At 74.2% G+C, this 26,751-nt stretch carries 27 protein-coding genes; 12 read left to right on the top strand and 15 right to left on the bottom strand.

Going from position 1 to position 26,751, the window contains the following annotated elements; genetic code table 11:
* The first annotated feature begins 64 nt into the window (after nucleotides 1-64).
* Nucleotides 65-706, top strand: a complete 642-nt coding sequence (locus ADJ73_RS14470) for a class I SAM-dependent methyltransferase (protein WP_050348852.1) — start codon at nucleotides 65-67, stop codon at nucleotides 704-706.
* Here ADJ73_RS14470 and ggt read toward each other — a convergent pair.
* From ggt to miaA, 3 genes are all read right to left on the bottom strand, one after another.
* The gene (ggt, locus tag ADJ73_RS14475; RefSeq protein WP_050348853.1) at nucleotides 690-2,594 is read right to left on the bottom strand and encodes a gamma-glutamyltransferase; all 1,905 of its coding nucleotides are present in this window, start codon (nucleotides 2,592-2,594) and stop codon (nucleotides 690-692) included. The genes ADJ73_RS14470 and ggt overlap by 17 nt on opposite strands.
* Before the next feature lie 186 nt (nucleotides 2,595-2,780).
* On the bottom strand, nucleotides 2,781-3,674 hold the full coding sequence (gene dapF, locus ADJ73_RS14480; RefSeq protein WP_050348854.1) for a diaminopimelate epimerase: 894 nt from the start codon (nucleotides 3,672-3,674) through the stop codon (nucleotides 2,781-2,783).
* Nucleotides 3,671-4,684 (bottom strand): tRNA (adenosine(37)-N6)-dimethylallyltransferase MiaA, encoded by a 1,014-nt coding sequence (gene miaA / locus ADJ73_RS14485; RefSeq protein ID WP_082177028.1) that lies wholly within the window; start codon nucleotides 4,682-4,684, stop codon nucleotides 3,671-3,673. The genes dapF and miaA overlap by 4 nt, the downstream gene beginning before the upstream one ends.
* 115 nt (nucleotides 4,685-4,799) lie before the next feature.
* Here miaA and ADJ73_RS14490 point away from each other — a divergent pair, with 115 nt between their 5' ends.
* Entirely contained in the window at nucleotides 4,800-4,997 is a 198-nt protein-coding gene (locus ADJ73_RS14490; RefSeq protein ID WP_050348855.1) for an antitoxin, read from the top strand.
* Nucleotides 4,998-5,044: 47 nt separating this feature from the next.
* On the opposite strand, the gene ADJ73_RS14495 is transcribed toward ADJ73_RS14490, so the two are convergent.
* Nucleotides 5,045-5,971, bottom strand: coding sequence for a LysR family transcriptional regulator (locus ADJ73_RS14495; RefSeq protein WP_050348856.1), 927 nt, complete (start codon nucleotides 5,969-5,971; stop codon nucleotides 5,045-5,047).
* 72 nt (nucleotides 5,972-6,043) lie between these two features.
* Here ADJ73_RS14495 and ADJ73_RS14500 point away from each other — a divergent pair, with 72 nt between their 5' ends.
* Together ADJ73_RS14500 and ADJ73_RS14505 are read left to right on the top strand one after the other, a co-directional pair.
* Entirely contained in the window at nucleotides 6,044-6,967 is a 924-nt protein-coding gene (locus ADJ73_RS14500) for an EamA family transporter (protein ID WP_050348857.1), read from the top strand.
* Nucleotides 6,964-7,161 (top strand): hypothetical protein, encoded by a 198-nt coding sequence (locus tag ADJ73_RS14505; RefSeq protein WP_050348858.1) that lies wholly within the window; start codon nucleotides 6,964-6,966, stop codon nucleotides 7,159-7,161. Before ADJ73_RS14500 ends, ADJ73_RS14505 begins: the two co-directional genes overlap by 4 nt.
* Before the next feature lie 7 nt (nucleotides 7,162-7,168).
* On the opposite strand, the gene miaB is transcribed toward ADJ73_RS14505, so the two are convergent.
* Genes miaB through ADJ73_RS14520 form a run of 3 tightly spaced genes read right to left on the bottom strand, consistent with a single transcriptional unit; the run spans nucleotide 7,169 to nucleotide 10,490 of the window.
* Entirely contained in the window at nucleotides 7,169-8,677 is a 1,509-nt protein-coding gene (gene miaB, locus ADJ73_RS14510) for a tRNA (N6-isopentenyl adenosine(37)-C2)-methylthiotransferase MiaB (protein WP_050348859.1), read from the bottom strand.
* 4 nt (nucleotides 8,678-8,681) lie between these two features.
* On the bottom strand, nucleotides 8,682-9,872 hold the full coding sequence (locus ADJ73_RS14515; RefSeq protein ID WP_050348860.1) for an MFS transporter: 1,191 nt from the start codon (nucleotides 9,870-9,872) through the stop codon (nucleotides 8,682-8,684).
* Between the two features lie 9 nt (nucleotides 9,873-9,881).
* A complete protein-coding gene (locus tag ADJ73_RS14520; RefSeq protein WP_082177029.1) occupies nucleotides 9,882-10,490 on the bottom strand; it encodes a MarR family winged helix-turn-helix transcriptional regulator in 609 nt (202 codons plus the stop codon).
* Nucleotides 10,491-10,575: 85 nt separating this feature from the next.
* Here ADJ73_RS14520 and ADJ73_RS14525 point away from each other — a divergent pair, with 85 nt between their 5' ends.
* Nucleotides 10,576-11,067 (top strand): SDR family NAD(P)-dependent oxidoreductase, encoded by a 492-nt coding sequence (locus ADJ73_RS14525; RefSeq protein ID WP_253272739.1) that lies wholly within the window; start codon nucleotides 10,576-10,578, stop codon nucleotides 11,065-11,067.
* A gap of 10 nt (nucleotides 11,068-11,077) precedes the next feature.
* Here the strand turns inward: ADJ73_RS14525 and ADJ73_RS14530 are convergent, their stop codons facing one another.
* Entirely contained in the window at nucleotides 11,078-12,580 is a 1,503-nt protein-coding gene (locus ADJ73_RS14530; RefSeq protein ID WP_050348861.1) for a gluconokinase, read from the bottom strand.
* A gap of 173 nt (nucleotides 12,581-12,753) precedes the next feature.
* Between ADJ73_RS14530 and ADJ73_RS14535 the strand changes: the two genes are divergently transcribed.
* Nucleotides 12,754-13,164 (top strand): YccF domain-containing protein, encoded by a 411-nt coding sequence (locus tag ADJ73_RS14535; protein ID WP_050348862.1) that lies wholly within the window; start codon nucleotides 12,754-12,756, stop codon nucleotides 13,162-13,164.
* 46 nt (nucleotides 13,165-13,210) lie between these two features.
* Here ADJ73_RS14535 and ADJ73_RS17355 read toward each other — a convergent pair whose 3' ends face one another.
* From ADJ73_RS17355 to ADJ73_RS14550, 3 genes are all read right to left on the bottom strand, one after another.
* On the bottom strand, nucleotides 13,211-14,203 hold the full coding sequence (locus tag ADJ73_RS17355) for a regulatory protein RecX (RefSeq protein WP_216593648.1): 993 nt from the start codon (nucleotides 14,201-14,203) through the stop codon (nucleotides 13,211-13,213).
* A gap of 5 nt (nucleotides 14,204-14,208) precedes the next feature.
* Nucleotides 14,209-15,231 (bottom strand): recombinase RecA, encoded by a 1,023-nt coding sequence (recA, locus tag ADJ73_RS14545; RefSeq protein ID WP_441293948.1) that lies wholly within the window; start codon nucleotides 15,229-15,231, stop codon nucleotides 14,209-14,211.
* 279 nt (nucleotides 15,232-15,510) lie between these two features.
* Nucleotides 15,511-15,747: a DUF3046 domain-containing protein gene (locus ADJ73_RS14550; protein ID WP_050348864.1), complete on the bottom strand. Its 237-nt coding sequence runs from the start codon at nucleotides 15,745-15,747 to the stop codon at nucleotides 15,511-15,513.
* Between the two features lie 241 nt (nucleotides 15,748-15,988).
* On the opposite strand from ADJ73_RS14550, the gene ADJ73_RS14555 reads away from it, so the two are divergent.
* From ADJ73_RS14555 to ADJ73_RS14580, 6 genes are all read left to right on the top strand, one after another.
* A complete protein-coding gene (locus ADJ73_RS14555) occupies nucleotides 15,989-16,285 on the top strand; it encodes a WGxxGxxG family protein (RefSeq protein ID WP_050348865.1) in 297 nt (98 codons plus the stop codon).
* A 31-nt stretch (nucleotides 16,286-16,316) separates the two neighbouring features.
* Nucleotides 16,317-16,757: a WGxxGxxG family protein gene (locus tag ADJ73_RS16725; protein ID WP_082177031.1), complete on the top strand. Its 441-nt coding sequence runs from the start codon at nucleotides 16,317-16,319 to the stop codon at nucleotides 16,755-16,757.
* Between the two features lie 142 nt (nucleotides 16,758-16,899).
* A complete protein-coding gene (locus ADJ73_RS14565) occupies nucleotides 16,900-21,735 on the top strand; it encodes an ATP-dependent helicase (RefSeq protein ID WP_050348866.1) in 4,836 nt (1,611 codons plus the stop codon).
* Nucleotides 21,736-21,903: 168 nt separating this feature from the next.
* Complete coding sequence (locus ADJ73_RS14570) at nucleotides 21,904-22,302, top strand: VOC family protein (protein ID WP_050348867.1); 399 nt, start codon at nucleotides 21,904-21,906, stop codon at nucleotides 22,300-22,302.
* Between the two features lie 21 nt (nucleotides 22,303-22,323).
* Nucleotides 22,324-22,725, top strand: coding sequence for a VOC family protein (locus ADJ73_RS14575; protein ID WP_050349492.1), 402 nt, complete (start codon nucleotides 22,324-22,326; stop codon nucleotides 22,723-22,725).
* 51 nt (nucleotides 22,726-22,776) lie between these two features.
* Complete coding sequence (locus tag ADJ73_RS14580) at nucleotides 22,777-23,643, top strand: DNA-formamidopyrimidine glycosylase family protein (RefSeq protein WP_050348868.1); 867 nt, start codon at nucleotides 22,777-22,779, stop codon at nucleotides 23,641-23,643.
* Nucleotides 23,644-23,679: 36 nt separating this feature from the next.
* Here ADJ73_RS14580 and ADJ73_RS14585 read toward each other — a convergent pair whose 3' ends face one another.
* From ADJ73_RS14585 to rimO, 4 genes are all read right to left on the bottom strand, one after another.
* Nucleotides 23,680-23,994: a helix-turn-helix domain-containing protein gene (locus ADJ73_RS14585; protein WP_050348869.1), complete on the bottom strand. Its 315-nt coding sequence runs from the start codon at nucleotides 23,992-23,994 to the stop codon at nucleotides 23,680-23,682.
* Between the two features lie 106 nt (nucleotides 23,995-24,100).
* Entirely contained in the window at nucleotides 24,101-24,607 is a 507-nt protein-coding gene (locus ADJ73_RS14590; RefSeq protein ID WP_050348870.1) for a CinA family protein, read from the bottom strand.
* Nucleotides 24,604-25,191 (bottom strand): CDP-diacylglycerol--glycerol-3-phosphate 3-phosphatidyltransferase, encoded by a 588-nt coding sequence (gene pgsA, locus ADJ73_RS14595; RefSeq protein WP_050348871.1) that lies wholly within the window; start codon nucleotides 25,189-25,191, stop codon nucleotides 24,604-24,606. The genes ADJ73_RS14590 and pgsA overlap by 4 nt, the downstream gene beginning before the upstream one ends.
* Nucleotides 25,188-26,729, bottom strand: coding sequence for a 30S ribosomal protein S12 methylthiotransferase RimO (gene rimO, locus ADJ73_RS14600; protein ID WP_050348872.1), 1,542 nt, complete (start codon nucleotides 26,727-26,729; stop codon nucleotides 25,188-25,190). The genes pgsA and rimO overlap by 4 nt, the downstream gene beginning before the upstream one ends.
* Nucleotides 26,730-26,751: the final 22 nt, after the last annotated feature.

The following is a 26,751-nucleotide window of genomic DNA, read 5'->3' on the forward strand; positions in this document are numbered from 1 at the left end:
ACGGCTCCGGCGCCGTAGTGACTCTAGTCCTCGCCCGGACACGCCCTCCACTAGGGTCGTGCCGATGAGCCAGAGCCACTACTTCACCTCCGCCGCCCCCGCGGGCGACGACGAGCGTCGATCCGTCCGGATCCGGCTCGCGGGACGGACCGTGGACGTCGAGACGGCCCCCGGGACGTTCTCCCCCGACGGGCTCGACAAGGGCACGGCCGTGCTGCTCGCCGAGGCCCCGGCCCCGCCGGCGACGGGCACCTTCCTCGACCTCGGCTGCGGCTGGGGCCCGATCGCGCTGACGCTGGCGCTCACCTCCCCGGACGCGGTGGTCGACGCGGTCGACGTCAACGAGCGCTCCCTGGACCTGACGCGGCGCAACGCCGCCGCCCTGGGGCTCACGGGGATCCGCGCGACCACGCCGGAGGGGCTGGCGGCGGGCACGGCATACGACCTGATCTGGAGCAACCCGCCGATCCGCGTGGGCAAGCAGGTGCTGCACGAGCTGCTGCGCACCTGGCTGCCGCGGCTCGCGCCGACAGGGCACGCCTACCTCGTCGTGCAGAAGAACCTCGGCTCGGACTCCCTGCAGACGTGGATCGCGCGCGAGCTCGGCCCCCAGCTGGTCGTCGAGAGGTTCACCAGCGCCAAGGGGTTTCGCGTGCTCCACGTCTGCAGGGAGGCCGGTCAGGGCGAGGTCAGCGGGTCGAGGTGACCCACCGGCCCCGGTTGCCCTCCCGCACCACCATCGCCGAGCCGCCGCCACCCCGGGTGGGCTCCGCGCCCGCCTCGAAGGAGTTGCGCCCGAGGATCCGGATCGCGGTGCCGCGGCCGATGCCGTCCGCCGAGGTCATCGGCTGACCGAGCGCCTTGAGGGCCGCGCCGGTCGCGCTGTCGAGCAGCTGAGGCTCGGCCGTCGCCCCGGTGTTGCGGGATGACAGCCGCGGCGCCGCCAGAGCGCCCATCGCGGTCTTGTCCCGGTCGATGACCTGGGTGATGGTCTGCGCGGTGGTGGTGATGATCGTCGCCCCGCCGGCCGCCCCGGCCGCGAGGAAGGGCCGGCCGCCCTTGAGGACGATCGACGGGCTCATCGACGAGCGCGGCCGCTTGCCCGGGGCGGGCAGGTTGGGGTCCGGCACCCCCGGCGTCAGCGGCGCGAAGTTGAAGTCCGTCAGCTCGTTGTTGAGCAGGAAGCCGTAGCCGGGCACCGTCATGCCGCTCCCGCCGAACTGCTCGATGGTCAGCGTGTAGGACGCGACGTTGCCCCACTTGTCGGCCACCGTCAGGTGCGTGGTGGCCTGCCCGTCGTGGGTGCTGCCGGCCTTGCCGGGAGCGGTGGCCCCGCACCCGGCATACGCGCCGTCGGGGTTGCCGAAGGCGATCGGGCGAGCCTGCGCCTTGGCCGGGTCGAACCCGCAGGCGCGCTCGGCGGCGAAGCCCTTGGAGACCAGCTCGGCGCGCGGGACGCCCGGTATGTCGCCCACCCACCGGTTGCGGTCCGCGAAGGCGGTCGCCGTGGCCTCGGCGAAGCGGTGGTAGTACTGCACGTCGTCGACGGCCTTGAGGGAGACGCCGGTCCGCTGCTCGTACTGCTCGAGCAGGTTGAGCGTCTCGGCGACCGCGATGCCGCCGGACGACGACCCGGCCATGCCGTAGTAGTCGTGGCCCTTGTAGGTGGAGTGGATCGGGTCGAGCCGCTTGGTGCGGTAGGCCGCGAGGTCGGCCCGGGTCATCGACCCCGTGGGCACCGTGACGCCGGGAGCCGTGACCGGCTTGTTGACGACGTCCACGATGGCCTTGCCGATGGGCCCGGTGTAGATCGCCGCGGGACCCCGCTGCCGCAGCAGCGCGTAGGCCCTGGCCATGTCGGGGTTGCGCAGCACCGTCCCCGCCTGCACCGGCTTGCCACCGGGGAGGTAGATCTTGGCCGTCTCGGGGAACTGCGCGAAGCGCTTGGCGTTGTCCGCGGTGGCCTTCTCGAAGGCGTCGTCGACGATGAAGCCGCGGGTCGCGATGTCCTGCGCCGGGGCGAGCAGGTCGCTGAACCTGCGGGTCCCCCACGCGTCGACCGCCGCCTGCCAGGTGGCCGGGGTCCCCGGGACGCCTACGGACAGACCGGAGTTGACCGCCTTGTCGAAGGCCATCGGCTTGCCGCCCTCGAGGAAGGACGTCTCGGTCATCCCCGCCGGTGCGGTCTCGCGGCCGTCGATCGTGGACACCTTGTGGCGCTTGGCGTCGTAGTAGACGAAGAAGCCGCCACCGCCGATGCCGTTGGCGTAGGGCTCGACGACGCCGAGCGCAGCGGCCGTCGCGACGGCGGCGTCGGCGGCGTTGCCGCCCCGGGCCAGCACGTCGATGCCGACCTGGCTGGCGACGGCGTCGACGGAGGCCACGGCGCCGCCGGCGCCATACATCTGCGCGACCTTGGGGAGGCGCTCGGTGACGGGCCCGGGACGGGTCGGGGCGGGACGGCCGGGGCGGTGGTGGCCGTCGGAGGTGGGGTCGGTGGGGGCGGCGGTCGCGATGGCCGGGATGGCGAGGGCGAGCGCGAGGGCTCCGGTCAGCGTGGCGGTCGTACGACGGTGTGCGGTCCGAGCTGTCATGACGGGACTGTAGGCGGTGTGCCGCAGGTCACAAAAGGGGCGATCCCGACATCTGGGACGCGGGCAGGGCTGTCGAGCGACCGGCCCCGGTGGCTGGCTGCTCAACTCCCCGGGGACAGCCGCGGCGCATGATCGTGCTCCTGGCGCCGCGAGGAGCCCATGCCCACCGAGGGCGGGTGTCAGCCGTCACGCGTGGTCGGGCAGGACCAGGGTGCCGTCGGCGACGAGCCGCGCGGGCCCGCTCAGCTCCACCCGGTCACCGGGCAGCGGGCGCACCCACACGGTCCCGCCGGGCACGTCCACGCGCCACACGTCGCCCGTCCCCCGCGCGCCCGCCCACCAGCGGGTGGCCAGGGCCGCGGCGGCGGCGCCGGTGCCGCAGGACCGGGTCTCCCCGACACCCCGCTCGTGCACGCGCATCCGCACGTGGCCGGGCCCCAGCAGCTGCACGAACTCCACGTTGGTCCCCTCCGGCGGGACCGGCTGCACCAGCGGGGCCCGGGTCAGGTCCAGCTCGGCCAGCTCGCGGCCGGCGGGGAGCATCACCACCGTGTGCGGGTTGCCGAGGTCGAGGGACAGCCCCGGCACCGCCTCGTGATCGTCCACCTTGACGAGCGCGTCCGATCCGTCCGCCGCCGCGACCTCGGGCACGCTCAGCCGCCACGGACCCAGGTCGACCGCGTATGCCGCCTCCCCCGCCTCCGTGGTGCGGACCTGCACCCGCTTGGTCCCCGCGCGGGTCGCGATCGCGAAGTCCGACCCCGTCTCGAGCCCCTCCCGGCGCAGGTAGGCCGCGAACACCCGGGTGCCGTTGCCGCACATCTCGGCGACCGAGCCGTCCGCGTTGCGGTAGTCCATGAACCACGCCGCCTCGCCCGCCTGCTCCCGCACCGCCGGCTCGTCCGCGGCTGCGGTCGGCACCACCCGGATCACGCCGTCCCCGCCGACCCCGGCGCGCCGGTCCGCGATCCACGCGACCTCGCCCGGGCCGAGCGACAGCGCGCCGTCCGGGTCGGGGACGAGGACGAAGTCGTTCTCGGTGCCGTGGCCCTTGGTGAAGGGCAGGGTGCGCGAAGTCATGCCTCATCCTCTCGTGCGAGCCTGGACGTCGCGGTCAGGCCCGCGGTCAGGGCAGCAGCCTCGATCTCGGCGCAGACCTTGGCGCAGACCTCGGCGTGGAGGGCCGCCGCGGGCCGCTCCCCCAGCGCCACCGGCGTGCTGTCGTGCCACGTGATCCGCGGGTCGGGGCGGAACCACGCCTCCTGCCGGCGGGCGAGCTTGCGCGTGAGGGTGGCCGTCTGCTCCTGCGCCTCCCGCTCGTCGAGCCGCCCGTCGAGCCGGCCGAGCGCCTGGGCGTAGCCGAGCGCCTTGCCGGCCGTGCGCCCCTCGCGCAGCCCGACGGCGTCCAGCCGGCGCACCTCGTCCAGCAGCCCATCGCGCCACATCTGCGCGACCCGGCGACCGAGCCGCTCGTCCAGCACCGGGCGGTCCATGCGCAGCCCCACCGCGACGGTCGGCACCCGGAAGACCCGCTCGGGCATCGTCGCGCTGAACGGCCGCCCCGTCAGCTCGATCACCTCCAGGGCCCGTACGACACGCCGGGCATTGCTCGCCTCGATGGCCTGCGCGGCGGCCGGGTCCAGCCGTCGCAGCCGCTCCACGAGCCGCGGGAGCCCGGCCGGGTCGGCCGCCACCTCGGCCTCGAGGCGGCGCCGCACCTCGGGGTCGGTCGGCGGGATGTCGAGCAGGTCGAGGGCCGCGCGGACGTAGAGCCCGGACCCGCCGACGACCACGGGCACCCGCCCCCGCGCCCGGATCGCGTCGACGTCGGCCCGGGCTGCACGCTGGTAGGCCGCCACGCTGGCCTCGTCGCGCACGTCCAGGACGTCGAGCTGGTGGTGCGGCACCCCGCGGCGCTCGGCGACGGTCAGCTTGGCGGTCCCGACGTCCATCCCCCGGTAGAGCTGCATCGCGTCGGCGTTGACGACCTCCCCGCCCAGGCGCTCGGCCAGGGCCACGCCGAGGTCCGACTTGCCCGTGGCGGTCGCGCCGAGGACGGCGACGACGGGGGGCAGGGGGCGCGGCGGCATACGGGCGATTGTCCCAGACCGTGTGACAAACGCCGCGAGGTGCGGCAGGGTGGCCAAAGGACCTCCCGGGAGACCGGGTCGTCCGTGACCTGGCCCCGAGTGGAAGGAGACAGCGATGAGCATGTTCGACAACATGAAGGACAAGGCCACCGAGGCTGCGGAGCAGCACCCCGACAAGGTCGAGCAGTTCTCCGACCAGGGCATCGAGCGAGCTGGCGACCAGCTCGACGAGCGCACTGGCGGGCAGCACTCCGACAAGATCGACCAGCTGCAGCAGAAGGGCGACGAGCGCATCGGCGACAACAGCCAGTGACCTCGTCGCGTTGACGGCTCCGGCCGTCCTCACGATGCGAGAGGCCGTCACCCCTCAGGGGTGGCGGCCTCTCCCCGTGCCTGCGCCAGCCCGTGGCCGACCTCGACCAGCAGGTCGACGACGGTGCGCACGGCCAGCCGCTCGTGCCGCTCCGGGCGGCTCAGGGCGACGATCGAGCGGTGCGCCCGCACCCCCACCAGCGGCCGTATGACGACCCCCGGCACCGCCCGGGTCGTGAAGCGCGGCAGCAGCCCCAGACCTGCCCCGCCAGCGACCAGGGCCTGGACCAGACCGTTGTCGCGCAACCGGTAGCGCCGCTCGAGGGGCGCGCCGAGCTCCCGCTCGATGCTGCCCATCACGGTGTCGAAGGGGTAGCCGCTCGGCACCCCGACCCAGGTGGTGCCGGCGAGGTCCGCGGGGCGCAGCACGGGTCGTTCGGCCAGGGGGTGCGCCGCGGGCACCGCGACGTCGATGGGTTCGCGGGCGAGGACCCGCCGGACCAGCCCGTCCTCGACCCGGGTCGCCCCGGGCACCAGGCTGTGGGCCACCACCACGTCCACGTCGCGCGCCCGCGTGGCGAACTCCGCCTCGGGCAGGTCGAAGTCGTCCAGCGCCAGCTGGATCCGGGTCTCCGCGAGCCGCCGCAGCAGGCCCGGCAGCAGGGCCTGCCCCGCGCTCGGCAGGGTGCCGATGCTCACCGTCCCGGCGGGCGCCCCGACGAGCTCGTCCAGCCGGCCGCGCACCCGCGCGATCACCTCCGCCACCTCGCCGGCGCCTGCCGCGAGGAGCTCGCCCTCCGGGGTGAGCCGCAGCCCCCGCCCGGCCGGCTCGACGAGGCGCACGCCCAGCTCCCGCTCGGCGGTCCGCAGCTGCTGCGAGACGGCCGAGGGGGTGCGGTGGGTCGCGTGCGCGACCGCGGCGAGGGTGCCGCGGTCGGCCAGGTCCCGGAGCAGCTCGAGGTGGCGCACATCCATGAAGCCAACCTAACGCTTGTCGTCATGAATCATCGCTGGTGCTGCAGTATGGCGAGCCGCCACGATGGCTCCATGCCGCCTCGTCACCGCGCCCTCGCCGCCCTCGTGGCCGCCCTGTGGGGCGTCAACTTCCTCGCGATCCACGCCTCGCTCGAGCAGTTCCCGCCGCTCTTCCTGGTGGCGCTGCGGTTCGCGATCATCGCGGTGCCGACGGTGCTCCTGGTGCCTCGGCCGGACGTGCCGCTGCGGTGGCTGGTGGGCTACGGGCTCGGCTTCGGGACCGCCCAGTTCATCGGGCTCTACCTCGGGATGGCGATGGGCTTCCCCGCCGGGCTGGCCTCCTTGGTGCTGCAGGCCTCGGCGCCGTTCACCCTGGTGCTGGGCGCGCTGCTGCTCGGCGAGCGCCCCACCCTGGCCCAGCGGGTCGGGGTCGCGGTGGCCGTCGCCGGCCTGGCTCTCGTGGGGGTGTCGCGGGCGGCCAGCACCAGCGTCGTGCCGTTCGTGCTGGTGGTGCTCGGCGGGCTGGGCTGGGCCTTCGGCAACCTGTGCAGCCGCCTGGCGCGCGCGCCCAAGCCCCTGCACCTGACCCTGTGGATGTCCGTGGTGCCGCCGCTGCCCATGCTGGTGCTGTCGCTGCTGGTGGAGGGGCCCGCGCGCATCGCGTCGTCCCTCGGCACGTCGGTGTCGGCCGCGGCGGCGCCGGCGTGGGTCGGCGTCGCCTACACCGTGCTGCTCGGCACCGTCGTCGGCTCGGGCATCTGGGTGTGGCTCATGGCGCGGCACCCGGCAGGGGTGGTGGCGCCATACTCGCTGCTCGTCCCCGTCGTGGGGATCCTCACTGCCTGGCTGGTGCTCGGCGAGCGCCCCACCGCGATCGAGCTGCTCGGCGGCGTCCTCGTGATCGCGGGTGTGCTCTGCTCCGGGCGAAGGCCCCGCGGTGGCGCCGCGGTCCCTAGGGTGGAGGGCACCCAGCGACTCGAAGGAGCGACACCATGACCGAGATGCGTGACGAGCAGCCGCCCGAGGGCGCCCAGGCCGCGCAGGAGGCCGCCGCCGAGGCAGCCCCCGGCCAGGCGGACATCGCCCACGACTCCCCCGACGCCGACCACGGCCAGATGGAGCAGGCGGCGACCGAGGGCTCGGCCGACACCGGCACCGGCGCGGTGACCGGCAGCGGGATGCCCGACTGACCCCAGGTCAGGCGCCGCACGCGGGGCTCGCGGGGAGGACGGCCGTCGGCCGCCCCACCTGCGGCATCCCCAGCGACACCGCCGGCTTGCCCGGCACCGGCGCGTCCTGCAGCGCCGCCCACGCGTCGCCGCCGCGGGTCCGCCGCACGCGGTAGGTGCCGCCGTCGAGGGCGCCGTCGGCGACGAGGTGGTGGGGGGCGCCATACGTCACGTCGACCTCGACGACGTCCCCCGGGCGCGCCCGCTCGGCCCCCTGCGGGACCGCGAAGTGCACGAGCCGGTTGTCGCGCGCGCGACCGGACATGCGCTCGGTCTCGCGGTCCTTACGGCCCTCGAACGGCGCGACCAGGACCTCGACCGTGCTGCCCTCGTGGGTGCGGTTCTCCTCCCAGGAGATCCGGTCCTGCAGCGCGATCAGCCGGTCGAAGCGCTCCTGCACCACGGCCTTGGGGACCTGGTGGTCCATGGTGGCGGCGGGGGTTCCGGGGCGGATGGAGTACTGGAAGGTGAACGCGCTGGAGAACCGCGAGGCCTCGACCACGCGCAGCGTCTCGGCGAAGTCCTCCTCGGTCTCGCCCGGGAAACCCACGATGAGGTCGGTGGTGATGGCGGCGTGCGGGATGCGGTCGCGGACGCGGTCCAAGATCCCGAGGAACTTCTCGGAGCGGTAGGACCGGCGCATCTGCTTGAGGACGCGGTCCGAGCCCGCCTGCAGCGGCATGTGCAGGCTCGGCATGACGTTGCGCGTCTCGGCCATCGCGTCGATCACGTCGTCGGTGAACGCTGCCGGGTGCGGGGACGTGAAGCGCACCCGCTCCAGGCCTTCGATCTCCCCCGTCGCGCGCAGCAGCTTGGCGAAGGCGCCGCGGTCACCGAACTCGACGCCGTAGCTGTTGACGTTCTGCCCGAGGAGGGTGATCTCGACGACGCCCTGCTCCACCAGCGCCCGGCACTCGGCGAGGATGTCGCCCGGGCGGCGGTCCTGCTCCTTGCCACGCAGGCTCGGGACGATGCAGAAGGTACAGGTGTTGTTGCAGCCCACCGAGATCGACACCCAACCGGCGTAGGCCGAGTCGCGACGCGTCGGCAGAGTGGAGGGGAAGGTCTCGAGGGACTCGAGGATCTCGACCTGCGCCTCCTTGTTGTGGCGCGCGCGGTCGAGCAGGGCCGGCAGGGACCCGATGTTGTGGGTCCCGAAGACGACATCCACCCACGGAGCCCGCTTGACGATGGTGTCGCGGTCCTTCTGCGCCATGCAGCCGCCGACGGCGATCTGCAGGTCGGGGTTGCGCAGCTTGGCGGGACGCAGCTGGCCGAGGTTGCCGTAGAGCTTGTTGTCGGCGTTCTCCCGCACGGCGCAGGTGTTGAAGACCACCACGTCGGCGGTCTCCGGGCGGTCGCCCGCCGGGACGCTGGCGAGGTCGACGTAGCCCGCCGTCTCCAGGAGGCCGGCCAGTCGCTCGGAGTCGTGCACGTTCATCTGGCACCCGTGGGTGCGCACGTCGTAGGTCTTCATCGCGTCATCCAGGATAGGCCCCGCAGGCGGGGGCCGGTCGCGACAGCACCAGACCGCTCGCCGCCTGCGCGAGGGCGACGGCGAGGATGAGCAGCACCGGCACGGTCCAGCTGCCGGTGGCCTGGTAGACCGCGCCGGCCGTCACCGGTCCGACCGCCGCCAGCAGGAAGCCCGTGCCCTGCGCGAAGGCCGACACCGCGGGCACGTCGTGCGGGTCGCGCTGCTGGGCGATGAAGGTGAGCGCGATCGCGATCCCCGCCCCCTGCCCGAAACCCATGACGACGACACCGAGCAGGGCGGTGGCGGCGCTGCCGAGGAGCGCGACGACACCGAGTGCGTAGGCCGCGAAGAACGCCGCGAGGACCCCAGTGGCGCGGCGGTGGGTCGCCATACGCGGTCCGAGGAAGCTGCCGGGGATCCCGAGGCCCATGTAGACGCCGAGCATGACGCCCGCGGTGGCCGGGGAGACCCCGTGGCTGCGCAGGATCGCCGGCAGCCAGGTGAGCGGCAGGTAGAAGCACAGCGACTGCAGGCCCATGAACGCCGCCGTCCACCAGGTGCGGGGGCGGCGCACCACGTGGGCCATCCCGGTCGGGGGCTGCGGGGCGGCGACGTGGCCGCCGGTGGGGTGCCGGGTCACCTCGCGCGTGGCGAACCCCCACATCACCAGCGCCGCGGTGAGGGGGAGGGTCCAGATGGCCAGCGTCCACGACCAGGACAGGCCGTGCTGCAGCAGCGGGGCGGTGGCGGCCGCCGCGGCCGAGGCGCCGCTGATCATGCAGACCGTGTAGAGGCTCATCCGCTGCGGCACCTGGTCCGGGAACCGGCTGCGGACGACGGCAGGGAGCACGACGTTCATCACCGCGATGCCGAGCCCCAGGGCGATCGTCCCGAGGTAGAACGTCGGCGTGGTGGGCAGGCTGCGCACCACCACGCCGGCCGTGGTGAGGGCGGTGGCGGCCAGGAGCGTCCGCTCGGTCCCCCACCGCGCCACGAGGAACGGCGTGACGAACGCGAACAGCCCGAAGCAGACGAGCGGGAGGGTGGTGGTCAGCCCCGCGAGCGTCGGCGTGAGCCTGAGCTCGCGGCTGATGGTGGCCAGCGCCGGCGGCAGGCTCGTGATCGGCAGGCGGCACACGAGCGCCACCGCGACGAAACCGGGCAGCAGCCAGCGCAGGTCAGGGCGAGAGGACACCCCGTGACCCTAACCGCCGGCGCGTCGCACCTCGCCACGGCCGAGCCCGTATGCCGACCCCGCGCCGCCCGGTCTGCCCCTGGTCATGTCGTGGCGGGGGGCCGGGCCGAACTCCGCCTCCAGGCGCGCGAGGAGTCGTCCCAGCAGGGTGTTCAACGTGGCCACGTCGCCGGGGTCGAGCGCCTCCTCCAGCAGCTCCGCCTCGGTCTCCACCCGCCGCCGCGTGGCCGCCCCCCACGCCGCCGCACCGGCCGCGGTGAGCCGGACCGGACGCCGCCGGCCGTCCGCTCCCTCTACCGGCTCGACGAGACCCCCCCGGACCAACCGCTCGATCCGCTCGCTGACGGTGCCCGACGTGAGCCCGAGCACCTCTCCCATCCGTCCCGGCGTCACGCTGCCCTCGTCGGACCGCGCCAGGACCGAGAGCGCCTCCCAGTCACCCACGCTCAGGTCGTGCTCGGCCGCGACGGTGGCGAGCACGCGCTCGTACTGCCGCGCGACGCGGCCGAGGCGTTGCCGCACCCCCTCCGAGGCGGCGTCGGCGCCCCCGGGGATGCTCGCGACCCACCGCTGCTCCTCCTTCCCGTACGAGTCCGTGGGGACCTGTGAAGCACCCATCCCTGACCCTTCCTCTTGTGTATCTTGAGACTCAAGATATGAACCTGCGCGGGCGATGCGGGTCACCAGGGCCGTGCTGCCCTCGATGCGGGAGCGCGGCAGAGGCACCATCGTCCAGATGTCGTCCGTCGGCGGCGTCACCGCCAACCCCGGGCACGCGATCTACGCGACGTCGAAGTTCGCCCTCGAGGGCATGTCCGAGGCGCTGGCGTCGGAGGTCGCGGCACTCGGGATCCGCGTCCTCGTCGTCGAGCCGGGGCCGTTCCGGACCGAGTTCGCGGGGCGGTCGATGGCCTTCTCGACCCCGCTCGCCGCGTATGCCGGGACTCCGGCCGGGGCCCTGCGCGAGCGGTTTCGCGAGCAGGACGGCCGCCAGCCCAACGACCCCCGCCGGGCCGCCTCGATCATCGTCCGCGCCGTCGACGACCCCGACGCGCCGCTGCGCCTGCCGCTCGGGCCCGAGGCCGTTGACCGGATCCGCGACAAGCTGACCCGCCAGCTCGCGGACCTGGAGCGGTGGGCTCCCACGGGGCGTCTGACCCGCTTCGACGACGCGGGTGCCGCGTCCGAGGCATGAGGCGCCGGGGTCAGGGGCGCGGCGTCGGGGCGACGATCGCGCCGTAGAGCTCCTCGAACCGCGCGAGCCGCTCGGCGAAGTGTCGGGTGGCCCGCGGTTCGGGCGCCTCGGTGGGGCCCGTGGTCGGGGTGGCGCGCTCGACGTCGGGCGCGAGCACCTCGAGGGCGTGCAGCGCGGTGCCGTGCAGGGTGACCCGCTTGATCGTCACCGGGGTCACGGGCTTGCCGACGGCGTGCGCGAGCAGGGCGAACAGCCCCGGCAGGTCCTGCCCCACCCGGCCGCTCGCCAGGAGGCGATCGGGCGCACCGGCCGCCTCCTCGAGCTGGACCACGAGGCGGGCGTAGCTCAGCGCAACCCCCTCCATCAGGGCGCGGAAGACCTCCGGTGCCCGGTGCGAGACCGTCAGCCCCGTCAGGGCCGCACGGGCTCCCCCGGCCCACCCGGTCGACCTCTCGCCGGTGAGGAACGGCAGCACCAAGGGGGTGTCGGGATCGGGGGCGGCACGCAGGATCGCGTCCAGCTCGTCGCGCTCCTCGGGCAGCCGCAGGGTCTCCTCGGCCCAGCTCACGGCGCGGCCCACGTCGTTGAGCGCGCCGCCCACGAGCGAGCGGCGGTCGTCGACGCGGTAGTTCCACAGCCCGGTCGGCAGCGCCTCGGGGGCGCCGTCGATCAGGACGCGCATCGCCCCGCTCGTGGCGAGGCTGGCCACCACCGTGTCGGGACCCGTCGCACCGTTGCCGAGGTTGCTGGCAAAACCGTCGGTGATCGGGGCGAACCACCGAGCCTCCGCGAGGGCCGGCCAGCGCCCGCCCACGTCGACGACCGGGGTCAGGGTGTCGCTGGGGTCCCGGGGCGTGCCCAGCTGCTCGGCGCTCACCCCGGCGACCTCGAGCAGCTGCTCGTCCCACTCCCCCGTCCGCCGGTCGAGCAGACCGGTCCACGCGGCCGTCGACGTGCCCGGGCCCGCGGTGCCGATGAGGCGGTGAAGGACATACTCCCCCAACGACATCCATCGGTGCACCTGCGCCGCGACGTCGGGGTGCTCCTGAGCGAGCCACCGCAGCCGGGGCGCGAGATAGCTCGTGTGGATGCGGGTGCCGGTGCGCTGCTGCACGTCCGCCTCGTCCAGCCGGCCGCGCAGGACGGCGACCTCACCGGCGCAGCGGGCGTCGGCATACGTGATGCAGGGGGTGAGCGGCGAGCCGTCCGCGGCGACGCCGACCAGCGACGAGGCGAAGGTGTCGATGGCGACGCCCCCGACCGGGGTGGCACCCAGCTGGTCGAGCAGCTCCTCGACGATCTCCGTCAGCTCGGCGACCACCTGGTCGGGATCGATCGTGGAGGTGCCGTCCGCCGCGGTGGTGAAGGCGTGAGGCCGCTTGGCGCGCCTGCCCGCCGGACGTCCCGCCGCGTCGTAGAGCGCGCCGCGGCTGGCCGTCGAGCCCACGTCCAGGGCCAGGACGATCGGCTGCTGCGCCTGCTCGACGGCGATCTCGAACGCCGGTCCGCTCATGGGGGGCTCCTGGGGTCGGGGCCCTCCAGCCTAGGTCGGGGCGGGCTCGCACGACGGCCGGGCGCAGGGAGATCCCTGAGGCGCCCCTGAGATCGGGACTCCCCGGGAACATCGGTCAGGCCAGAGGCGTCATCCCTGGTGACAGCGCATCTTCGTGGTCCGGGAGGGACATCGTGCGGTTGCTGCTCAACCTGATCTGGGTGGTGTTCTGCGGTTTCTGGCTGTGGCTCACCTACATCCTCGCGGGCATCATCGCCTGCGTCTTCATCGTCACCATCCCCATCGGCGTCGCGTCGTTCCGCATGGCGAGCTACGCGCTGTGGCCGTTCGGGCGGGCGGTCGTCCCGACGCCTGGCGCGGGGCCGGTGTCGGGGGTGGCCAACGTCGTGTGGTTCCTGGTCGCGGGGTGGTGGCTCGCCCTGGGGCACCTGACCACGGCGGTCGCCCAGGCCCTCACGATCGTCGGGATCCCGCTCGCGGTCGCCAACCTCAAGCTGATTCCCGTGACGCTGTTCCCCTACGGCAAGCAGATCGTGGACGCGCGGATGATCCCGGCGGCCCAGCGACCGCTGCACTCGCTCTGACGCGGGGACGCGCCCTCACCACCCTGGGGGGGTGCCGGGCCGAGCGTCAGTCGCGCTGGTGCTCGGGCGCATCGGCGATGGCGTCGCGGATGACGGCGTAGGCCACGGTCGAGCCGTAGCCCTTGCGCGCCAGCATGCCCGCGAGCCGGCGCGTCTGGACCTCCACCGCCAGGCCGCCCATGGTGCGCAGCTTCTTGTCGACCAGCTCGCGGGCCCGCCGACGCTCCTCCTCCGGGTCGACCTCGTCGAGGGCCGCGTCGGCCAGGTCCTTGTCGATCCCCTTCTTGCGCAGCTCGTGCGCCAACGCCCGCGTGGCCAGGCCCTTGGTGGCCTGCTGGGAGCGGACCAGCATCGCGGCGTAGGCCGCGTCGTCGACGAGGCCGACCTCGGTCATGCGGTCCAGCACCCGCGCCATGACCTCCTCGGGGCAGCCACGCTGGCGGAGCTTGGTCTCCAGCTGCGCACGGCTGCGCGGAGCCAGGGCGAGCTGACGCAGCACGATCTGCCGGGCGACGTCCTCGTGGTCCGGCTCGGCGTCGACGGCCGCGGCACCGTCGCCCGGCGGGTCCTCGGCACGACCGCGCTGACCGGCCTTGTCCCGCTGGGGCTTGCCCCGCTGACCGGGCCTGACCCGATCGGCCTGGTCCCGCGGGGACTCGTACCGCGGGGACTCGTACCGCGGGTGCTCGTCCCGCGCGTGCTCGTCCCGACGGGTCTCGGTGGGGCGGGTCTCGCTGCGGCGGTCGCCCCGGTGCTCGGCGCGCAGGTCGTCCCAGCCGGCCGGGGCCGCGGCGGCGTCTGGCGGCAGGAAGTCCGGGACGCCGGCGGTCGGCGCCGCAGCCCCGGACTCGGCCCGCGCCAGCGCCTCCCGGGCGCGCTCCAACCTGTCGGGCGGCGCCTCGTCAGCCGAGGCTGCGCTGGTGACCGACGGAGCGGCCGCAGGCGGCGGCGAGACGGGAGCGGGGCCGTCGTCCGGGGTGTCGTCCCAGGAGGCGGCCCCGCTCCAGCTGCCCTGCCGCGGGGCGGTGGGGTGCGGCATACGACTCAGAACTCGACCGGAGGCTCGACCGCTGGGATCTCGGAGACGGGCGCGTCGACCGGCTTGATGATCCCGAGCTTCTCCTTGATCTTGCGCTCGATCTCGTCGGCGGTCTCCGGGTGGTCCTTGAGGAACTGCCGGGCGTTCTCCTTGCCCTGGCCCAGCTGGTCGCCCTCGTAGGTGTACCAGGCGCCGGCCTTGCGCACGAAGCCGTGCTCGACCCCCATGTCGATGAGGCCCCCCTCGCGGGAGATGCCCTCGCCGTAGATGATGTCGAACTCGGCCTGCTTGAAGGGCGGGCTCACCTTGTTCTTGACCACCTTGACGCGGGTGCGGTTGCCGACCGCGTCGGAGCCGTCCTTGAGGGTCTCGATGCGGCGCACGTCGAGGCGCACCGAGGCGTAGAACTTGAGCGCCTTGCCACCGGTGGTGGTCTCCGGCGACCCGAACATGACGCCGATCTTCTCGCGCAGCTGGTTGATGAAGATCGCCGTGGTGCCGCTGGAGGACAGGGCGCCCGTGATCTTGCGCAGCGCCTGGCTCATCAGGCGGGCCTGCAGACCGACGTGGCTGTCGCCCATCTCGCCCTCGATCTCGGCGCGGGGCACCAGGGCCGCCACGGAGTCGATGACGATGATGTCGAGGGCACCGGACCGGATCAGCATGTCGGCGATCTCCAGCGCCTGCTCGCCGGTGTCCGGCTGGGACACCAGCAGGGCGTCGGTGTCGACGCCGAGCTTCTTGGCGTACTCCGGGTCCAGGGCGTGCTCGGCGTCGATGAACGCGGCGATGCCGCCGTTGCGCTGGGCGTTGGCCACGGCATGCAGGGCGACCGTCGTCTTTCCGGAGGACTCCGGGCCGTAGACCTCGATGACCCGGCCGCGGGGCAGCCCGCCGATGCCGAGGGCGACGTCCAGGGAGATGGAGCCGGTCGGGATGACCTCGATCGGGGGACGCACGTCGTCCCCGAGGCGCATCACCGCGCCCTTGCCGTGGGACTTCTCGATCTGGCCGAGCACGGAGGACAGCGCCTGGAACTTCGCGTCCTTGGGGTCGGCCGGGGCCTTGGAACCCTTGATGGGGGTGATAGCTGCCATGACTGCTGTCCTTGTCTCTCGTCGGATCGCGTCCACCGGCAACCCGTGACCGATGTCTTGGGTCAGACGCTAGGAGCCACCACTGACAGACCCTCCCTGGACCACGGTGATCTGTGGACGGTGCTGCGCCGGGTCGAGCTCTTGTGGATGAATCTACCGAACATGAGTTCGACGCGCCGGGTGCGACACGCGGGCGGCATACGGCCCGGGTCAGTCCAGGGGTGCGTCTCGTCGCAGCGGGCGGTCCTTGCCGAGGCGCCGCTCGGGCGGGATGTCATAGCTGTCGCACAGCGCCAGCCAGATGGTGCGGGGGTCGATCCCGGCCGCAACCGCCTGGTCCACCGTCCGGCCGCCCAGCGCCCCCATCTGGTGGTCCGCCGCGACCGAGGAGGCGTAGGAGGCTCCGAACTCGTCGTCGAGGAGACGCTTCAGCTCGGAGACACGCATGTCACGAGCCTCTCTCGTCGGGTCACGACCCGGCAACAGCGTCCACATGCTCAGACGACCAAGACCCGGCCGATCACCGCGGCCTCACCGCCTCTGACCAGCGAAACTACAGGGAGTGACCAGGTTGCACCCCGTCTAACCTGTGACATGGATCACATCGAATACGCCCACAACCGGTTCACGAGGTGGGGGTGGCCTGAGTGCGTACAAGGACCAAAGCCCGTACGACGAAAGGAAAGTCATGCGTCGCACCACCATGCGCCTCGCGACCGCCGCCGCGATCGCTGCCGGCGCGGCCGGCTTCGCAGCCGCTCCCTCGACGGCGGCGGAGCACCACGCCACGTCCTCCGTCGTCGTGGTCGCCGCTGGCGACACCGGCGAGGACAACGTCAAGGACGACAACTCCGGCAAGTGGGGTCTCGCGGGGCTCCTGGGGGCCCTCGGCCTCGCCGGGCTCGTCCGCGGCAAGCAGGCCTACGACGACCGCCGCGCCCGCGAGGCCCACGGCGCCACCGCCCAGTCCACCAACCGTCACTGACCCAGAGCACCGAACGAGAGGAAACACCACCATGCGTACCTTCCTGACCACCGCTGCCGCCACCTGCGCCGCCGCCGCTGCCTTCGTGCTCGCCCCCGCCGGCGCCGCGATGGCCGACACCTCCTCCCCCAGCCCCAGCACCTCGGTCACCACGACCACCACCACGACCGAGTCCGACAAGACCGGCCTGTGGGGCCTGCTCGGTCTGCTCGGTCTCGCCGGCCTGATGAAGCGCGGCCGCAAGGATCACGTCGAGCACCACGAGCGTCCGGTCCACACCGAGCGCGCCCACACCGAGGGCACCCGCACCGAGCGCATCGGCACCGACCACGAGACCAACGTGGTCCGCGGCAACGTCGACGAGCGCGACAACCTCGCCCGCGGCCAGCACGGCACCACCGGCCGCGAGGGTCTGCGCGAGGACCTGCGCGACGGCGACCTGGACGGCCGCAACGACGGCTTCCGCCGCTGACGGACGACCGCGTCCGCCACGTCCGCCGCGTCCCTCGCAGGCGGAACCCACTTGGTCGGCCGCTCCCACCTGCGGGTGGGGGCGGCCGACCTCGTGGTGATCAGGGGGTCTGTCGGTGGTCGGTGGCAGGCTGTGCCTCACTATGACCGACGTCCTCGATCGTTTCTCCCCGGCCACGCAGGCGTGGTTCCGGAGCAGCTTCGTCGCGCCGACCCCCGCCCAGGCCGGCGCCTGGGAGGCGGTCTCGACCGGCCAGCACACCCTCGTCGTGGCCCCGACCGGGTCCGGCAAGACGCTCGCCGCCTTCCTGTGGGCGCTGGACCAGGTGGCCACCGCCGGGCCGCCGGAGGACCCGCTGCGACGCTGCCGGGTGCTCTACGTCAGTCCGATGAAGGCGCTCGCCGTCGACGTCGAGCGCAACCTGCGCTCCCCTCTCGTGGGCATCGGTCACGCCGCCGACCGCCTCGGGGTGCCCCGTCCCGACGTCACGGTCGCGGTGCGGTCCGGAGACACCCCCGCGGCGGACCGCAGGGCCTTCCAGAAGCGTCCGTCGGACGTCCTCATCACCACCCCCGAGTCGCTCTTCCTCATGCTCACGTCCGCCTCGCGGGAGGCGCTGCGCGGCGTCGAGACGGTGATCCTGGACGAGGTCCACGCGGTGGCCGGCACCAAGCGGGGTGCGCACCTGGCCCTCTCCCTGGAGCGCCTCGACGCCCTGCTCGAGCGACCCGCGACCCGGATCGGGCTGAGCGCCACCGTGCGCCCGGTCGAGGAGGTGGCCCGGTTCCTCGCCGGCGGCCGACCCGTCACGACCGTCCAGCCCACCTCCACCAAGGAGTGGGACCTGCAGGTCGTGGTCCCGGTCCCCGACCTGGGCGACCTGGCGGCCGGGTCGGTGGACCTCGACGGTCCGGGCGGCGCGGACCCGCAGCGCGCCGCCTCGGTCTGGCCCCACGTGGAGGAGCGGATCGTGGACCTCGTGGCCGCTCAGCGGTCCACGCTCGTCTTCGCCAACTCCCGCCGTCTCGCCGAGCGGCTGACCGCCCGGCTCAACGAGGAGTGGGAGGAGCGACTGGCGGACGCCGAGCCCGCGGACGGCCCGCCGGGCGCTGAGGCGCCCCCCGGACCTGCGGCCGACGGTCTGCTGCCCCCCAGCCGTCTCACCCACGGCACCCCCGCCCACCTCATGGGGCAGGCCGGTCAGAGCCAGGGCGCGGCCCCCGTGCTGGCCCGGGCGCACCACGGCTCGGTCAGCAAGGAGCACCGCAAGGAGATCGAGGAGGCACTCAAGTCCGGCAGCCTGCCGGCCGTCGTGGCGACGAGCTCGCTGGAGCTCGGGATCGACATGGGCGCCGTCGACCTCGTGGTGCAGGTCGAGTCGCCGCCCTCGGTCGCGAGCGGCCTGCAGCGGGTCGGCCGCGCCGGGCACCAGGTCGGGGCCGTCTCCCGGGGCGTGTTCTTCCCCAAGCACCGCGGCGACCTGGTGCAGACCGCCGTGGTCATCGACCGGATGCGCTCCGGGGGCATCGAGTCGTTGCGCATCCCCGCCAACCCCGTCGACGTGCTGGCCCAGCAGGTCGTGGCCATGTGCGCCCTCGACGACTGGACCGTCGACGAGCTCGAGCGGCTGGTGCGGGGCGCGGCGCCATACGCCTCGCTCCCTCGCTCGGTGCTGGAGGCGACGCTGGACATGCTCTCGGGGCGCTACCCGAGCGACGAGTTCGCCGAGCTGCGACCGCGGATCGTGTGGGACCGGGTCACCGACGTGCTGTCCGGCCGGCCGGGCGCCCAGCGTCTGGCCGTGACCAGCGGCGGCACCATCCCCGACCGCGGGCTCTACGCCGTGATGCTGGCCACCGGCGACGGGCCCGGCCGCCGGGTGGGTGAGCTCGACGAGGAGATGGTCTACGAGTCCCGGGTGGGCGACGTCTTCACGCTCGGGTCCACGTCCTGGCGGATCGAGGACATCACCCACGACCGCGTCCTCGTGACGCCGGCGCCCGGTCAGCCGGGGCGGCTGCCGTTCTGGAAGGGGGACCAGCCAGGGCGACCAGCCGAGCTGGGCGCCGCGCTCGGGGCCTACGTGCGCGAGCTGCTGCGGGTGGACGACGAGACCGGCCGCGACCGGCTCGCGGCCTCGGGCCTGGACGACTGGGCCGCCGACAACCTGCTCGGCTACCTCGGCGAGCAGCGCGAGGCGACGGGCGACGTGCCCGACGACCAGACCATCGTCATCGAGCGGTTCCGCGACGAGATCGGCGACTGGCGCGTCGCCATCCATTCCCCCTACGGCCAGCAGGTGCACGCCCCGTGGGCGCTCGCCATCGCCGCCCGCTTCCGGGAGCGCTTTGGCTACGACGTCCAGGCGATGAACGCCGACGACGGCATCATCCTGCGCCTGCCCGACATGGACCCGCTGGACGGCGGGACCGACGGCCACGACTGGTCGCGGGAGATCACCGACCTGGTGCTGCTCGACCCGGCGGACGTGCGGGACCTGGTGACCACCGAGATCGGCGGGTCCGCGGTGTTCGCGGCGAGGTTCCGCGAGTGCGCCGCGCGGGCGCTGCTCCTGCCGCGCCGCAACCCCGGCAGACGGCAGGCGCTGTGGCAGCAGCGGCAGCGCTCCTCCCAGCTGCTCGAGGTCGCCACCCGCTACCCCAGCTTCCCCATCGTGCTCGAGGCCGTCCGCGAGTGCCTGCAGGACGTCTTCGACGTCCCCGGGCTCGTCGACCTGATGACCCAGGTCCGGTCCCGACAGGTGCGGGTCGTGGACGTGCAGACGCCCTCGCCGTCGCCGTTCGCCCGGTCCCTGCTGTTCGGCTACGTCGCGCAGTACCTCTACGAGGGCGACTCGCCGCTGGCCGAGCGGCGTGCCGCGGCCCTGTCGCTGGACGCCGGGCTGCTCTCCGACCTGCTCGGCACCGACGCCGGGGTGGCGCTGCGCGACCTGCTCGACCCGGAGGTCATCACCGCCACCGAGCAGGACCTGCAGCGCCTGTCCCCCGACCGGCGGTGCCGCGACGCCGAGGCGGTCGCCGACCTGCTGCGCGTGCTCGGGCCGCTCACCCCCGAGGAGGTCGCCCTGCGCTGCGTGGCCGCCGGCGACGCGTACCCCGACCAGGCGCAGGCGTCCCGGTGGCTGGCGGAGCTCGAGGCGGCGCGACGGGTGATCCCGGTGCGGATCGCGGAGCAGGACCGCTGGGCGGTAGTCGAGGACGCCGGTCGGCTGCGGGACGCGCTGGGGGTCGCCATACCGCCGGGCGTCGCGGGCTCGCTGCTCGACTCCGGCGACGACCCGCTGGGCGGCCTAGTGCTGCGGCACGCCCGCACCCACGGGCCGTTCCCCGCGGCCGCGGTCGCCTCCCGGCTCGGCCTCGGGATCGCCGTGGTGACCCACGCGCTCGCGCGGCTCGTGGCGTCGGGCCAGCTCGTCGAGGGCGAGCTGCTCCCCGAGCAGCTCGGCGGTGGCCGTCACGGCCAGGAGTATGCCGAGGCGGGCGTCCTGCGCCTCCTGCGGCGCCGGTCCCTCGCGGCCCTGCGCGCCGAGGTGGAACCGGTCCCCGCGGTGGACCTGGCCAGGTTCGTCCCGGCATGGCACGGCATCGGCGACCGCAGCCGAGGCCTCGACGCCGTCGTGCGCGCCGTCGAGCAGCTCGCGGGGACCCGGCTGCCCGCGAGCGCCCTGGAGACGCTGGTCCTGCCCGCGCGGGTCCCCGACTACGCCCCATCCATGCTGGACGGGCTCATGGCGTCCGGGGAGGTGCTCTGGCAGGGGCAGGGGTCGCTGCCCGGCGACGACGGGTGGGTCTCGCTGCACCTGGCCGACGCGGCACCGCTCACCCTCGCGCCCCCCAGCGCCGGGTCCGACCTCAGCGAGGCGCAACGCCAGCTGCTGGAGCTGCTGCGGACGGGCGGCGCGCACTTCGTGGCGGGCCTCGCCACCGCGCTCGAGCGGACCCCGGGACGCGAGCTGGTCGACGACCTGTGGGCCCTGGTGTGGGCGGGGCACGTCACGGGCGACACGCTGGCGCCGCTGCGCGGCCTCCTCGGCGGCGGGCGCACGACGCACCGGTCACGATCGGCCGGTCCGCGAGCGCCCCGGTTCGGGCGGCGCGGGGCCCTGGGCTCCCTGCGGGGTGGGCGTCCAGGTCTCACCGGCGCCGCCGCGACCCCCACCCTGCCCGTCGACGCGCGGGGGGTGGGGCGGTGGAGCATCCTGCCGTCCGTCGAGACCGACGCGACGGTGCGCGCGTGGGCGCAGGCCGAGCTGTTGCTCGAGCGGCACGGGGTGGTGACCCGCGGCAGCGTCGCCGCCGAGGACGTGACCGGTGGTTTCGCCGCCGTCTACCGCGTCCTCGGGGCGGCCGAAGAGGCCGGACGGGTGCGCCGCGGCTACTTCGTGGAGGGGCTCGGCGGGTCGCAGTTCGCGACGACCGGTGCCGTCGACCGGCTGCGCGCGTCCAGCCGCCCGCTCGACGAGCCGGAGCTGCCCGCCAGCCCGCTGGCCCACCTCGGCGACGCCTGGTCCGTGACGGCCCACCGTGCGGGGGCCGCCCGTCAGTGGGCGGGCGCCCCCGGCGTCGGTGGCCACCTGGACGACCGGACCCTCGTGCTGGCGGCGTCCGACCCTGCCAACGCCTACGGCGCCGCTCTCCCCTGGCCGGACCGCCCCGACGACACCGGCGGCCACCGCCCCGGCCGCAAGGCGGGTGCCCTCGTGGTGCTCGTCGACGGCCGGCTCGTCCTCTACGTCGAGCGCGGCGGCAAGACCCTGCTCTCCTACAGCGACGACCCGTCTGACCTCGGGGCGGCTGCCCGCGCGCTGGCTGCGGCGGTGCACCGAGGAGCGCTGGGCCGGCTCAGCGTGGAGAAGGCCGACGGCGGCGCCCTCCTCGGCTCCGACCACCCCCTCGTGCACGCCCTGGGGGACGCCGGCTTCCACCACACGCCCCGCGGGCTCCGCCTGCGACGCTGACCGCACGAGAGAGGGGGCACCATGACGACGGTCTGGACCACCGGCCACTCGCTCACGTCCTTCGCCCGGGTCCATGGGACGACGATCACCTACCCGCCCGAGCAGACCTCCTGAGCCCGCGGGGCATCCGGACGCCGGCCGTCCGGTACCCGGTCTAGCGTCCTGCCCATGGACATCACCCCCACGCTCGACCTCATCATCCTCGACTGCCCTGACGCCCTCGAGCTCGCGAGGTTCTGGTCCGCCCTGCTCGACTGGCCGCTGGAGGACGGCGCCGACCGCGACTGGGCCACGCTGGTGCCCCCGGGCGGCGGCGTCTCGCCCGACAACCCCGGTGGGCGCCCGGCGCTGGCCTTCCAGCGGATCGACGACTTCGTGGCCGCCACCTGGCCGGGCGGGGCGCACCCGCAGCAGCTCCACCTCGACCTGTCCGTCCCCGACATCGCCGCCGCCGAGCCACGGGTGCTCGAGCTCGGCGGGCGGGTGCACGAGCACCAGCCCTCGACCGACGGCGGGTTCCGCGTCTACCTGGACCCCGCCGGACACCCGTTCTGCCTGATCCGCTGACGCCGTGTGTACGCTGTCAACATGACCTTCCCCGTCCCCTACGTCCTCTTCCCGGGCACGGCACGCGACGCGCTGACCACCTACCAGCAGATCTTCGGCGGCGAGCTGGTCCTGCACACCCGTGCGGACATGGACCGCACCGACGAGCCCCTCGACGCCATCGGCCACGGCATGCTCCGCGGCCCCGTCACCGTCTTCGGCGCCGACGCCTCCGACGGCGAGGGCGCCGTCAGCACCACCGGGCTCCTGCAGGCCCTGCTCGGCGCCGGCGACCCGGACACGTCGCACCGCTGGTTCGCGGCGCTGGCCGAGGGCGGCACCGTCGTGGACGACCTGCAGGAGCGCCCCTGGGGAGCGTGGGACGGGCAGGTCGTCGACCGGTTCGGGCTGCACTGGCTCATCGGCTTCGAGCCCCAGGCCTGAGCCCCGCGGGCGGGCGGGCCGGCATACGGGCCGGCGTGCGACGATCACCCCATGCCCGAGGGAGATGCCGTATGGCGAACCGCCCGCCGCCTCCACGAGGCGCTGTCCGGGCGCGTGATCACCGACTCCGACCTGCGCTGGCCCAGCCTGGCCACCGCCGACCTGCGGGGCCGGACCACCGTGGCGGTCGTGCCGCGGGGCAAGCACATCCTGCACCGCCTCGACGACGGTCTGACGCTGCACAGCCACCTGCGCATGGAGGGCTCCTGGCGGACCCACGACCCGGCGCGCCTGACGCTGCGGACGCTGCGCGCGGCGGACGTGCGGGCCGTCGTCGGGTGCGCGACCGCCACCGCGGTGGGGCTGCGCCTGGGGATGCTGGACCTGGTGCGGACCGTCGACGAGAGCCGCCTCGTCGGGCACCTCGGCCCTGACCTGCTCGGCGCCGACTGGGACCCCGACCAGGCCGTCGCCAACCTGCTGCGGCAGCCGGAGCGGGAGATCGGGGCGGCGCTGCTGGACCAGCGCAACCTCGCGGGCGTCGGGACGATGTGGGACGCGGAGGTGCTCTTCCTGCAGCGGGTGTGGCCGTGGGCCCCGGTCGGGGAGCTCGGACCGGAGGAGCTGCGCGCGGTCGTCGTGCGGGTGCAGGCCCTGGTGGACGCCAGCAAGGTGCGGCGCTGGTCGGTGTCGACCGGCTCGGACCGGGCGGGCGAGGAGCTCTACGTGCACGGGCGCAGCGGGCTGCCGTGCCGACGTTGCGGCGGGCCGGTGCGGCTCAGCACCATCGGTCGGGCACCGCAGGACCGGGCGATGTTCTACTGCCCGACCTGTCAGGGCGGTCTGGGTCCGCAGGACGACGGGCGACGCCAGCGCCCGCTCGGGGAGGGTCGTGCCGGTCCGAGCCGCAACGGGTGAGACCGAGCTCCGCGGGACCGAGCGTCGTCGGGTGGGTCAGGCGGCGGAGCGGGTCGCGGTGACGGGCCGGGGGGTGCGGTCGCCGGCCACCGGCAGGGCGACCGGGGTGGCGAGACCCTCGCTCTCGGCCACCCGGGAGGACAGCGTGCCGAGCAGCGTGGACAGCGGCATCTCCAGGGCGTTGCAGATCGAGGAGAGCAGCTCGGAGGAGGCTTCCTTCTCCCCCCGCTCGACCTCAGAGAGGTAGCCGAGGGAGACCTTGGCGTCGGCGGACACGTCGCGCAGGGTGCGTCCCAGGTGGCGGCGGCGGTCGCGCAGGACCTGCCCCAGCTCGCGGCGCAGCAGGATCATCGACCTACCTCCCCTCGTCGTCCTCCGTCCAGAGCCCACCATAGCGGGCCGCTCCCCGGCCTGGCGCGCTGGCGCGCCTGGCTCACCGGGGTGGGCGTACCCGTCGTCAACGTCCGCCGGCGGCCGGGTGTTCCGTCGCCGGAGGCTCGCCGCGCACCGTCTCGAAGGCGAGGCGCACCACCGCCGCGACCGCACCGGCACGGATCGCCGCCCGGTCCCCCTCCAGCTGCAGCCGCACGACCTCGCACCGCTGCGCGACCGCCACGGCGACGTAGACCGTGCCGACCGGCTCCCCGTCCGCCGGGTCCGGCCCCGCGACGCCGGTGGTCGCCAGGCCGACGTCGGCGCCGCAGGCCCGCCGCACCCCGCGGGCCATCTGCTCGGCCACCTCGGGGTCGACGGCGCCCCGGGTGTCCAGGACCTCCTGGGACACCCCGAGCAGGGCCGCCTTGACGGCATACGCGTAGGCGACCACGCCGCCCCGCACCGTGCGTGAGGCCCCCGGCACCGCCACGAGCTCGGCGCAGACCAGGCCGCCGGTCAGCGACTCGGCGGCGGCGACGCTGAGCCCGCGCCGCCGGAGCTCGGCGAGCAGCAGCGCCGCCTCGGTCACGGCCGGGCGTCCCTCGCGTCGCGCCGCAGCCGGTAGGCGGCCAGCAGGTAGTCCGCGCCGGTCACCACGGTCACCACGAGCGCGGCCGCCATGACCACGGCGCAGGCCCAGTGCCACAGGGTGTTGCCGGGGATGACGTACATGCCGAGGGCCACGGCCTGCAGCATGGTCTTGAGCTTGCCGCCCCGGCTCGCGGCCATCACGCCGTAGCGGATCACCACGAAGCGCAGCAGCGTGATGCCGAGCTCGCGCACCAGGATCACGATGGTCACCCACCACCACACGTCGCCGATCAGGGACAGGCAGACCAGGCCCGCACCCATGAGCGCCTTGTCGGCGATCGGGTCGGCGAGCTTGCCGAAGTCGGTGATCAACCCCCGCGACCGCGCCAGGTCGCCGTCGATCTTGTCCGTGACGGAGGCCAGCACGAAGACCCCCCAGGCCCACCACCGGTCGCCGGCGTCGAGCCCGTGGCGGCGCATCAGCAGCCACACGAAGACGGGCACGAGCAGGATCCGCAGGATGGTCAGCGCGTTGGCGATGTTCCAGACGCTGACCGGCCGCGAGGTCTGCGGGGTGCTCATCGCCCGCCCCCGCCGGTGGGCGCGGCGACGAGGTCGACGCCCTCGCTGGCCACGACGACGGCCGTGACGAGGTCCCCGACCCGCGGCAGCGGCGACCCCTCGGGCCACCCCAGGACGGTGACGCCGTCGACGTCCGGGCCCTGGAAGCCCGCCCGTCCCACGACCTCGTCGTCCTCCTCGCCGGGCACCTGCTCGACGAGGACCTCGACGGTCTCCCCCACGCGCTCCTCGGCCCGCTGCGCCATGAGCTCGTCGACGAGCCCCTGCAGGCGGACGACCCGCTCCGCCACGACGTCCGGGTCGATCTTGTCGTCCAGGGTCTCGCCCTCGGTGCCGTCCTCGTCGGAGTAGCCGAAGACCCCCACGACGTCCAGGCGCGCCGCCGTCAGGAAGCGCTCGAGCTCGGCGACGTCCGCCTCGGTCTCCCCGGGGAAGCCGACGATGACGTTGGAGCGGATCCCGGCGTCGGGCCGGATCGCCCGCACCTGCTCGATCAGGGCGAGGAAGGACTCCGTCGAGCCGAACCTCCGCATCCGGCGCAGCACCGGCTCGCTCGCGTGCTGGAACGAGATGTCGAAGTAGGGCACCACGGTGGGCACCGCCAGCAGCGCCTCGACCAGGCCCGGCCGGATCTCCGCCGGCTGCAGGTAGGACACCCGGATCCGCGGCAGCCCCTCGACCTCCCCGAGAGACTCCACCAGCGACTCGAGCAGCCGCAGGTCGCCCAGGTCCTTGCCGTAGGAGGTGGAGTTCTCCGAGACGAGGAAGACCTCGCGCACGCCCTGGTCGACGAGCCAGCGCGCCTCGGCGAGCACGTCGGCGGGCCGGCGCGAGACGAACGACCCGCGGAACGCGGGGATCGCGCAGAACGCGCACCGCCGGTCGCAGCCCGAGGCGATCTTCAGCGGCGCCCACGGCCGGCCGTCGAGACGCCGACGCACCACGCGGGGGCCGCTCTCGGGCGCGAGCCCCTCGGGCAGGTCGGGCACCTGCGTCACGCCGTGGTGCACCGCGTCAGCGCCGTGGTGCGCGGCGCCGGCCCCGTGCCCCGGCAGCGCCACCGTCTCGGACGCCTGCTGCCGCGCCACCGGGGACAGGGGCAGCAGCCGGCGCCGGTCGCCCGGGGTGTGCGCCTGCGGCGTCGACCCCGCGAGGATGGCCCGCAGGTGGCTCGACATGTCCGTGTAGGAGTCGAAGCCGAGCACGGCGTCCGCCTCGGGCAGCTGCTCGGCCAGCTCGGCGCCGTAGCGCTCGGCGAGGCAGCCCACGGCCACGACCTTCTGGGTGCGCCCCGACTCCTTGAGGTCGGAGGCCTCGAGCAGCGCGTCGATCGAGTCCTTCTTGGCCTGCTCCACGAACCCGCACGTGTTGACCACGGCGACGTCCGCGTCGGCGGCGTCCTCGACGAGGGTCCACCCGCCGTCGGCCAGCCGCCCCGCGAGCTCCTCGGAGTCCACCTCGTTGCGGGCGCAGCCCAGCGTCACGACGGCCACGGTCCGCGGGTGCTGCACGTCGGTCTGGCTCGCCTGGGTGGTCATGCCCTCAACCCTAGTTGCCCTG

Origin of the sequence: Arsenicicoccus sp. oral taxon 190, from assembly GCF_001189535.1 — a bacterium.
Taxonomy (GTDB): Bacteria; Actinomycetota; Actinomycetes; order Actinomycetales; family Dermatophilaceae; genus Arsenicicoccus.